The organism is Streptomyces sp. NPDC007162, from assembly GCF_040634175.1.
Taxonomy (GTDB): Bacteria; Actinomycetota; Actinomycetes; order Streptomycetales; family Streptomycetaceae; genus Streptomyces.
In genome coordinates this window covers 1-8,534 of the sequence record NZ_JBEYFC010000397.1, presented here as the reverse complement: position 1 = coordinate 8,534, position 8,534 = coordinate 1, and the positions used below count along the sequence as shown (strand labels likewise).

The following is an 8,534-nucleotide window of genomic DNA, read 5'->3' as shown; positions in this document are numbered from 1 at the left end:
GGTTTCCGCATGCCCAGCGATTTCTTCTTCCCTGACCCCGAAGGCCAGGTACCGTACGAGGTATGGAAAAGAAGGTGAGGCGTCCCCCGCGGGGAACGAGGAAGAGGGACGTGCCTCTGACCGAGGCCGGGATCTACGCCGCTGCCCTGCGGCTCATCGACGAGGACGGGGTCGAGGCGCTCACCATGCGCAAGCTCGCCACCGCACTCGACGCGAATCCCATGTCGCTGTACCACCACGTGCCGAACAAGGAAGCCGTGCTGCGCGGCGTGACGAGAATGGTCGGAGCGCAGTTCCGCACCGTGACACTGGAGGACGCGCCCTGGCAGGAGCGGATCCGCCTGCTCGCCATGGACTTCCGGACGCTGGCGCACCGCCACCCCGAACTGATGGCCTACTCGTTCAGCCACCAGCCGGACTTCATCCAGCCCGACGACCCGTTCTGGACCGCGCTCACCGCGATCGTGGCGGCTGCCGGGGTTCCGCGGTCAGAGGTCTCGGAGATCGCCGCGCTGATGGTCGCCGTCGTCATCGGAGTCCTCGCCGCCGAACTCAACGGCTCGCTCCACCAGTGGTCGACCCTCAAGCCTCCCGGCTTGGACGACGGTGAAGACGGGGACGGGGGTGCAGACCCTGACTCTGTGGACGTAGTCCCAGAAGGCCCTGACCAGGACCATATGTTCCGCCTCGTGATGGACACGCTGATCACCGGTCTGGAAAGCCGGCTCACCGGCGATCGTGACGGCCGGGAAACCGGCCTTTGAGCCACACTTTTTGAGCGCTGCGCCGCAGACAGGCTGCTGAGCCGCGCCTCGCCGTCGGGCGATCTAGGGGTGCGGCATGCGGGAGCCACCCACCCCCGTCACATCGGGGAACGCCGCCCGGCGGGGTGGTTCCACAGCCTCTGCACGGCAGCCGTATGGCGCCGACCAGTGAAATGACCATGGCCGTCGGCTTGTTCCCGATCTCCTTCCCGAAGCGGGAGATCGCCGGCCTCGTCGAGCCGCGTCACCCATCCGTTCACCGAGGCGGTCATGCCACCCAGTACTGCCGCGAGCGCGAGGTGGCGCCCCGTGCCGGACGAGCCGTACCCGGTCTCGACCGGTTCTTCTCTCTTCCGCCACCCCCCCCGCATCAGCTGTCCGGAGGACTGCCCCCCCCATGTCCCAGAACGCCACCGCCGCTGCTCGCGGCGCCGAGACCGCACCTGAGAATATGCCCCAGCAGGTCCACCAGCGGCGCTGGTGGATTCTGCTGGTCGTTTCGCTGTCTATGCTGATGGGCGTCCTTGACGGCACCATCGTGAACATCGCCCTGCCGTCCGCCCAGCACGACCTGGGCTTCTCGGACGCCGACCGGCAGTGGGTGGTCACCGCCTACGCGCTGGCCTTCGGCAGCCTGCTGCTGCTGGGCGGCCGGATCGCGGACCTGGCCGGTCAGAAGGTGACCTTCCTGGTGGGTCTGGCCGGCTTCGCGGCCGCTTCCATGGTTGCGGGCGCGGCGAACGGTTTCGACGCGCTCGTCATCGCGCGTGCCGTGCAGGGGCTGTTCGCCGCGCTGCTGGCCCCCTCCGCCCTCTCGATCCTGATGACCACCTTCACCGATCCGCGCGAGCGGGCCAAAGCCTTCACCGTCGCAGGCTCGGTCGCCGGTGCCGGCGGAGCCATCGGCCTGATTCTCGGCGGCGTGCTCACCCAGTACCTGGACTGGCGCTGGACCATGTACGTCAACGTCATTTTCGCGGTGGTGGCGTTCGCCGGTGGGGCGGCCCTGCTGCACCGCACCCCGCGCGACGCGTCCTCCAAGCTCGACGTACCCGGCACCCTGCTGGCCTCCATCGGCCTGTTCTGCCTGGTCTACGGATTCTCGAACGCCGAAACGCACGGCTGGGGTTCGCCGGCGACCTGGATCCTGCTGGCAGCCGGCGCCGTACTGGTGGCCGTCTTCGTGTGGTGGCAGACCAGGGCGGCGTCTCCGCTGCTGCCCCTGCGCGTCCTGCTGGACCGCAACCGCGGCGCCTCCTTCGCCGCCCTCTTCGTCACCGGCGCGGGCATGTTCGGCGTGTTCCTGTTCCTCACCTACTACCTGCAACAGAGCCTCGGATACAGCGCTCTGAACACCGGCTTCGCCTTCCTGCCCATGATCGTGGCCTCGTCGTCCGCCTCCGCCGTGGCCAACAACGTCCTGGTGGCGCGTATAGGACCGAAGCCGGTGGTCCCGCTGGGCATGACCCTTGCGGCCGCTGGGCTGATCTGGATGACCAAGCTGGACCTGAACAGCGGATACGTGACGCAGGTACTGCCCCAGCTGGTGCTCGTCGGCATCGGGCTGGGCACGGTCATCGCGCCCGCCATGAGCCTGGCGACCTCCGGCGTGGCGGCAACCGATGCCGGCGTCGCCTCGGCCGCGGTCAACACCCTGCAGCAGGTGGGTGGTTCCATCGGCGTCGCCCTGCTCAGCACGATGGCATCCGGCGCCGCCACCGACTACCACTCCGGTCGCGATCCCAAGGACCCCGGCGTCCTGGCCCAGGCCGGCCTCGCGGGCTACTCCACGGCCTACTGGTGGTCGGCGGCCGTCTTCGTCGCCGGCCTGATCGTCACCGCCTTCCTCTACCGACGGGGTGTGCCCCGGCAGAACGAGAACGCCGCACCTGTCGTGCACATGTAGCGGGCCAGGTACCGCCCCAAGGGTCCACCCCGTACCACCGGGCCGGACGCTCAAAGGAGCGCACAACGGCAGCCGGCGCGGGCGGCCCGGGCACGCTACCGGTGCCCGTGCACGGCTTCTACGGGCATCGTCCGACCACCGTCCTCGACGAGACGGCGGGAAATCGCACGCGCCGTCGCGCGCACGGCCGGTCCGTACGCCGGGTTCGGCGAACCGGTGCCGGGCGCCACGACGGACAACGCCGCGACCACCTCGCCGCCGTCACGTACCGGCGCGGCCACGGTGCTCACCTGCCAAGGACGGCTCCGGTGGCCGACAGCGTGATCGCCGCGCCGTACCTCCGCCAGCACACGGCGCAGGTCGGCGGGGGTGCGGATGTCGTCTTCGCCGTGCTCCGCCGCGTAGGCGGCGATGGCCTGCTCCTGGACGGCCGGCGGTGCGAAGGCGAGAAGCACCAGTCCTACGCCGGTGGACGTCAGAGGAAGACGGCCCCCCACGCGTTAGCGCACGGGGCTCGCAGCACGGGCAACTCGGCCGTCGTCCACCAGCGGGCTTGCGGGGCGAGCGCGAAGCGGACGAACGGCTGCCAGACGTCCGCTGCAGGGCGCACCACGACGACGTAAACGCCTTCAGGTGCGTCTCTGCGGCAGAGCCTGCCGACGAGCGGCGAGCTACGAAGCGCGGGAAGGTGGGCGATGCGACGCGGGTAGCGGGTTGCCGCGTGGCGGCTGGTCTCACCGGGGCGGGTCGGCCGCGGAGTCGCGGCGAACATCCTGACCGAGCCTGGCTTCGGCCCGGCCGCCCTCGACACCGCGACTGCCGACCTCCACTCGCCCTGGCGGTGAACACCGAGGCGCAGACGTCCGGGTGTCTGCCTGATGTCGCACCCTGCCAGGACTCACCCTTCGGCGAGGAAGCGCGCCAGCAAGCGGTCGAAGTCACTGTGGCCGAGCTCGGCCCCCCGGGGCACCACTGCCTCCGTTTCCTGCAGGAACGCTTTGAATTCCTGCGCTGGGGCCTTGAGCAGGGCCGTACCGGACGGCGGGTTGAGAAGGATGTACAAGTCGCGGCAGCCCTCCTCGCCGGTGGGCCATATGCGGACGTCTCCCTCGCCGGCAGGGCCCTCCAGGCCGTCGATCAGCAGATCGCGCCCGATGATCCATTCCACCAGCTTGTCGCTGTCGACATCGGTGGTGAATGCGGCATGGACCACATAGGGATCACTCGGCTCGTACCGAAGATTCATGATCATGGACAAGGACGTCGCATGCACGCCGACGAGCTTCACAGGTAGCCCCTGGATCACAGTTCTCAATGACTTCATTGGGTCTTACTCCTGGTGCTTCGAGTCATCCGGGGAGGGCCATCGGAAGGACTGTCGTCGGATTCAAAGAGGCTGCACAGACATGCGGTTACTGCGAGGGCCGGTGGCGGTCGGCACGAGGACACCCGCATGAGCAGTTCTTCGTGCCGTCGCAAGGGCGCCCGGCCGACGGGAGCACGCGGGGCCACTGCTTTCGGCCGGGGCCATCACGGAGATGTGACCAACGGTGGGCTGCCGGACAAGGGCGCCCTTGGTCTCAGCGATCGACTCCGTACCGGTCGTGGTTGTAGTGAACCGACTCGTCACGGTCCCCACCTCGACGCCGGCCGTGGCTGCCGGGGCCCGGTCACGCAGAGCAGAGCCGTCCTTGGACCGGAACGGCACGCTGTCCGAGTCCGAGGAGACGCACATGACCACACAGGTGCCCTGCTCATGGATCGGCATCGATACCGGCAAGGGCCACCACTGGTGGGCCGCCATCGACGACACCGGAACCACCATCGCAGGGCAGCCGGATACCGGCTCTTCTGGCCGCGTCACTCGTCGCAGGCCGACCGTCAGCGCAAGGGTGAGTCCACGGTGGGCGTCAGGAGGGTCTCGTCGAGGCCGACGATCTGGCTGATGTCGAAGCCCTCCATGTCCGCGCGGAATTCAGGACTCGACAGGTATGCCTCCAGCCGCTCCTGCACGTCGTCGGCGTCCTTGTAGGAAACGAGGGCGTACAGCCGGGGAGTGTCGCTTCCGGGCGCCGCGGGCACCGTCCAGACGCCGTGGGTGGTGATCCGGTGCTTGGCCATACCGGGAATGTGCTGCGCCCAGATCTTCTCGTAGGCGGTGAGCGCGTCGGAGCTGCGCAGGGTGTAGACGCGGAGCTGGTACTGGGACATGACACTGGTTCCTTTGCTTCTGAGCATGGATGGTCGGCGGTCAGCCTCGGGGGAGGAGGTGTGCCAGTTCGGCATCCCAGTCGATGAGTTCGGACTCGGTATCCCGTTGCACCAGAGCCTGGGTGTCCTGAAGGAAGGACGAGATGTCCTGCACGTGGACCTCGAGCAGGGCGGTGCCCGCGGAAGACCCGAGGGCGATGTAGATCGACTCGTCACCCCGCCCTGTGGCCGACCAGATCCGGACGTCCGCGTGGCCTGCGGAACCCTCCAGACCGTCAGCCAGAAGATCCGGCCCCGGGATCCATTCGACCGGCTCGTCAGCCGCTGCCGGGTATGGCTCGGCAGTGCCTCACACCGGTCTGTGGCAATGAGGCAGCGCGGGCGGAGGCGGTACGGCAGGGCGCGGGCGCCGGACGGCACTGGCGCACCGCATGAGGAGTGGCGCTGCACTCGCTCGGCCGGCGGTCGGGGACGCCGCCCCCGGACCGCCAGACGGATCCCCGCCGCCGGCAGGGACAGGGCCGAGGGGAACTGCTTGCGCACATGGCCGATACCCGTCTCACCGGTCGTCGCGGCTCAGGTCATGGTGGTGCCTGCCCTCGCCGTCGTGCTCGAAGCGGTTCCCGTCGTGGCGGTAGGACCTGTCGGACGTCCAGTCGTGTCCCTCGTCCTCCCAACGGTAGAAGTGGCCATCGCGGTAGTAGAGCCCGTCGCAGTCGTGCCGGGTCGAATCGCTGCCGTGGCGGTCCTGGTGCCAGCCGCGGGTCTCGTCGCAGGAGTAGCCCCGCTCGAGCAGGTAGCCGACACCGTGGTCCCAGCTGGAATCAGCGGCCACGGCCCCGTCGGTCGGGTGCTGGGCGTGCGTGGACTCAAGGGGCGCGGCCGAAGCGGTGCCACCGGCTCCGAGAACGGCGGCACTGGCGACCGCGACGGAGGAGACAGTGAGGGCGATGCGCTTCGCGAGCTTGCTCATGATTTTTCCTTCTCGAGGGGGTGATCTGCGCCAACGGCGGTTCTGCCAGGCGATGTGTGGCGCCCGGTGTGGTCCGAGCGAGCAGTTCCATACGTCGTATGGAAGCGCGTTTCCATTGTTACCATACGTCGTATGGAAATGTCGAAGTGACGAAGGTAACCGTTGACCGGCTGGCACAAGCGCCAGCAGATGTCGCTCTTCAGCGCGAGCTGTCCTCGCCGCTCCCTCGCCACGCTGACCGTCCTTGCCTTGGCCGCGGCGGTGTGTCCACTCGGCACAAGCGCCAGGACGCGGTCGGGTTGGCCGGACGGCGAGAGGGCGGCCGGAGCGGGGCCTGGTGATCGGTGGCCTCAGCGGCCCGGAGATCGCCTCAGCCCGGTGAGTGAGGGCTCGAAGTCACGGATGCGTCCAGTTCGCCGCACAGGCGGGTTTGCGATGGCCGGAAGGCGGGACGACTATTTTCTTAGGGCGTGATGACCGGGGCATGCCCTGATGCCGACACCGTCGATGCAGCGCCCCCTTGGGCTACAACCACGTTCACGGTCACAGTCGACAAGCGTCACGGTGAGAGAAGCGGCGCAGCGAACTGGACAGAACCTGCTCATTCGGTGGCCTGGCCGGGGCGGCGGGTGTTGCATCCGGCCCCGTCGCCTGACGGAGGCTTGGGAAACCGGCCCTGGGCTTCATGATCGAGGCTGCATGACCGGATCGATGGTCGCCGTGGGGCGGAGGCAGAGCGGAAGGAGTCTGCCCATGCGGATCGTCGTGGACCTGAATCGGTGCCAGGGATACGCGCAATGCGTGTATCTGGCGCACGAGGTCTTCAAGTTGAACGGCCAGGAGGCGCTTACCTATGAGCCGAACCCTGACGATGAGCGGCGCCTGCAGGTTGGGGAGTGTAAATCTAACGGGCCTGTCTCACATTCGGTGGTGACGCAGAGTGGTGAGGTGTCGTTGGTATCCGTGTGAAGGATGTCAACGAGCTTGTGCAGACGGTGTTTTCGGGGCTGTCCCCACTGGTCATCGAGGATGTGGTCGACGAGGGCGAGCGAGTCGTGGTGCGGGCACGGACTCCGCAGGACACTGCGGCCTGTCCGGTGTGTGGGGCCTCGTCGGGGCGGGTGCACGGTTATCACTGGCGGACGGTGGCTGACGTGCCGGTCGACGAACGACGGGTGGTGGTCCGTGTGCGGGTGCGACGTCTGGTGTGCCCCACCCGCGGCTGCCGACATACCTTCCGCGAGCAGGTGCCCGGAGTCCTGGACCGATACCAGCGGCGTACGACCCGCCTGACCAGGCAAGTCAAGGCGGTGGTCAAGGAGTTAGCGGGCCGGGCAGGGGCGCGTTTGCTGGCGATACTCGCGGCGGGCGTCTCGCGTCACACGGCTCTGCGCGCCCTCCTGCGGATCCCGTTGCCCACCGGGCGGGCGCCCCGTGTGATCGGCGTCGACGACTTCGCTCTGCGCCGGCGCCACCGCTACGCCACAGTGATCATCGATGCGGAGACGCATGAGCGGATCGACGTGTTGCCCGACCGCACGGCCGACACCCTGGAGGCGTGGCTGCGCGAGCATCCGGGCATCGAGGTCGTATGCCGGGACGGCTCCGCGACCTATGCCGAGGCCATCCGCCGCGCCCTGCCTGACGCGGTGCAAGTCGGTGATCGCTGGCATTTATGGAAGAACCTGTGCGAAGCCGCCCTGAGCGAGGTGAAGGCACACAGCGCCTGCTGGGCCACCGTACTGGACGCGCCGATCTACGACGGGCCCCGCGCTCAGACCACCCTGGAGCGCTGGCACCAGGTCCATGGCCTGATCGACCAGGGCGTGGGCCTGCTCGAATGCGCCCGCCGCCTGCAACTGGCCCTGAACACCGTCAAACGCTACGCCCGCGCTGACCGGCCCGAGCGCATGCTCCGCGTCCCCAAGTACCGTGCCAGCCTGGTCGATCCCTACCGCGAGCACCTGCGCAAACGCCGGACCGAGGATCCCGGCGTCCCCGTCCTGCACCTCTTCGAAGAGATCAAAGCCCTCGGCTTCACGGGCTGTCTGAATCTTCTGTACAAGTACATCAACCAAGGCCGCGCGGACGCCGACCGCAGCCACATCTCGCCACGTCGACTCGCCCGGATGCTGCTGACCAGGCCCGACAACCTCAAAGCCGAGCAGCACGAGCTCCTGGCCAAACTCACCGCCGCCTGCCCCGAGATGACCCAACTGGCAGCGGGTATCCGGGACTTCGCCCCGCTCATTACGCCACACACCGACAATCCCGATGCGCTCACACGCTGGATCGCCCGAGTCCGAACAGCCGACCTGCCCCACCTCCACGCCTTCACCCGGGGCCTGGACCGGGACATCGACGCCGTGATCGCCGCACTCACGCTTCCCTACAGCAACGGTCCGACCGAGGGCGTCAACACCAAGACCAAACGGATCGCACGCCAGATGCACGGACGAGCAAGCTTCACCCTGCTCCGGCATCGCATCCTCCTCGGATAGCCGCACGCTCCGTCACCACCGAATGTGAGACAGGGCCAATCTAACGGCGGATCCGACGATCATGGGAGAGACGTCAAGTGACTTACACCGCCGTGGAGTTGGAGACCGTGGAGCCTGTCGAGAGTGCCCAGTCGGGGCGGCCTGCGTCCGTGTCCGACGAGCAACTGGTCGCGATGCTG

The 8,534-nt window shown here is 68.0% G+C and carries 7 protein-coding genes and 2 pseudogenes; 4 read left to right on the top strand and 5 right to left on the bottom strand.

The genetic code is table 11. The annotated features are described in order from the left end of the window. Positions 1-110: 110 nt before the first annotated feature. Complete coding sequence (locus ABZ646_RS33765; RefSeq protein WP_360527489.1) at positions 111-764, top strand: TetR family transcriptional regulator; 654 nt, start codon at positions 111-113, stop codon at positions 762-764. A gap of 451 nt (positions 765-1,215) precedes the next feature. Further along, positions 1,216-2,670 (top strand): MFS transporter, encoded by a 1,455-nt coding sequence (locus ABZ646_RS33760; RefSeq protein ID WP_360527486.1) that lies wholly within the window; start codon positions 1,216-1,218, stop codon positions 2,668-2,670. A 95-nt stretch (positions 2,671-2,765) separates the two neighbouring features. Here the strand turns inward: ABZ646_RS33760 and ABZ646_RS33755 are convergent, their stop codons facing one another. The 5 genes and pseudogenes from ABZ646_RS33755 to ABZ646_RS33735 all read right to left on the bottom strand — a co-directional run bounded on the left by ABZ646_RS33755 (position 2,766) and on the right by ABZ646_RS33735 (position 5,854). Beyond that, a complete protein-coding gene (locus tag ABZ646_RS33755) occupies positions 2,766-3,167 on the bottom strand; it encodes an IclR family transcriptional regulator C-terminal domain-containing protein (RefSeq protein WP_360527483.1) in 402 nt (133 codons plus the stop codon). 401 nt (positions 3,168-3,568) lie between these two features. Then, positions 3,569-3,958: an SsgA family sporulation/cell division regulator gene (locus tag ABZ646_RS33750; protein ID WP_360527480.1), complete on the bottom strand. Its 390-nt coding sequence runs from the start codon at positions 3,956-3,958 to the stop codon at positions 3,569-3,571. Between the two features lie 593 nt (positions 3,959-4,551). Beyond that, a complete protein-coding gene (locus ABZ646_RS33745; RefSeq protein ID WP_360527477.1) occupies positions 4,552-4,881 on the bottom strand; it encodes an NIPSNAP family protein in 330 nt (109 codons plus the stop codon). 40 nt (positions 4,882-4,921) lie between these two features. Next, positions 4,922-5,197, bottom strand: a pseudogene (locus ABZ646_RS33740) (SsgA family sporulation/cell division regulator); the annotation flags it as partial. Positions 5,198-5,440: 243 nt separating this feature from the next. Then, positions 5,441-5,854 (bottom strand): hypothetical protein, encoded by a 414-nt coding sequence (locus tag ABZ646_RS33735; RefSeq protein ID WP_360527474.1) that lies wholly within the window; start codon positions 5,852-5,854, stop codon positions 5,441-5,443. A gap of 753 nt (positions 5,855-6,607) precedes the next feature. On the opposite strand from ABZ646_RS33735, the pseudogene ABZ646_RS33730 reads away from it, so the two are divergent. Beyond that, positions 6,608-6,745, top strand: a pseudogene (locus ABZ646_RS33730) (ferredoxin); the annotation flags it as partial. Between the two features lie 68 nt (positions 6,746-6,813). After that, the gene (locus ABZ646_RS33725) at positions 6,814-8,355 is read left to right on the top strand and encodes an ISL3 family transposase (RefSeq protein WP_360527492.1); all 1,542 of its coding nucleotides are present in this window, start codon (positions 6,814-6,816) and stop codon (positions 8,353-8,355) included. Positions 8,356-8,534 lie beyond the last annotated feature (179 nt).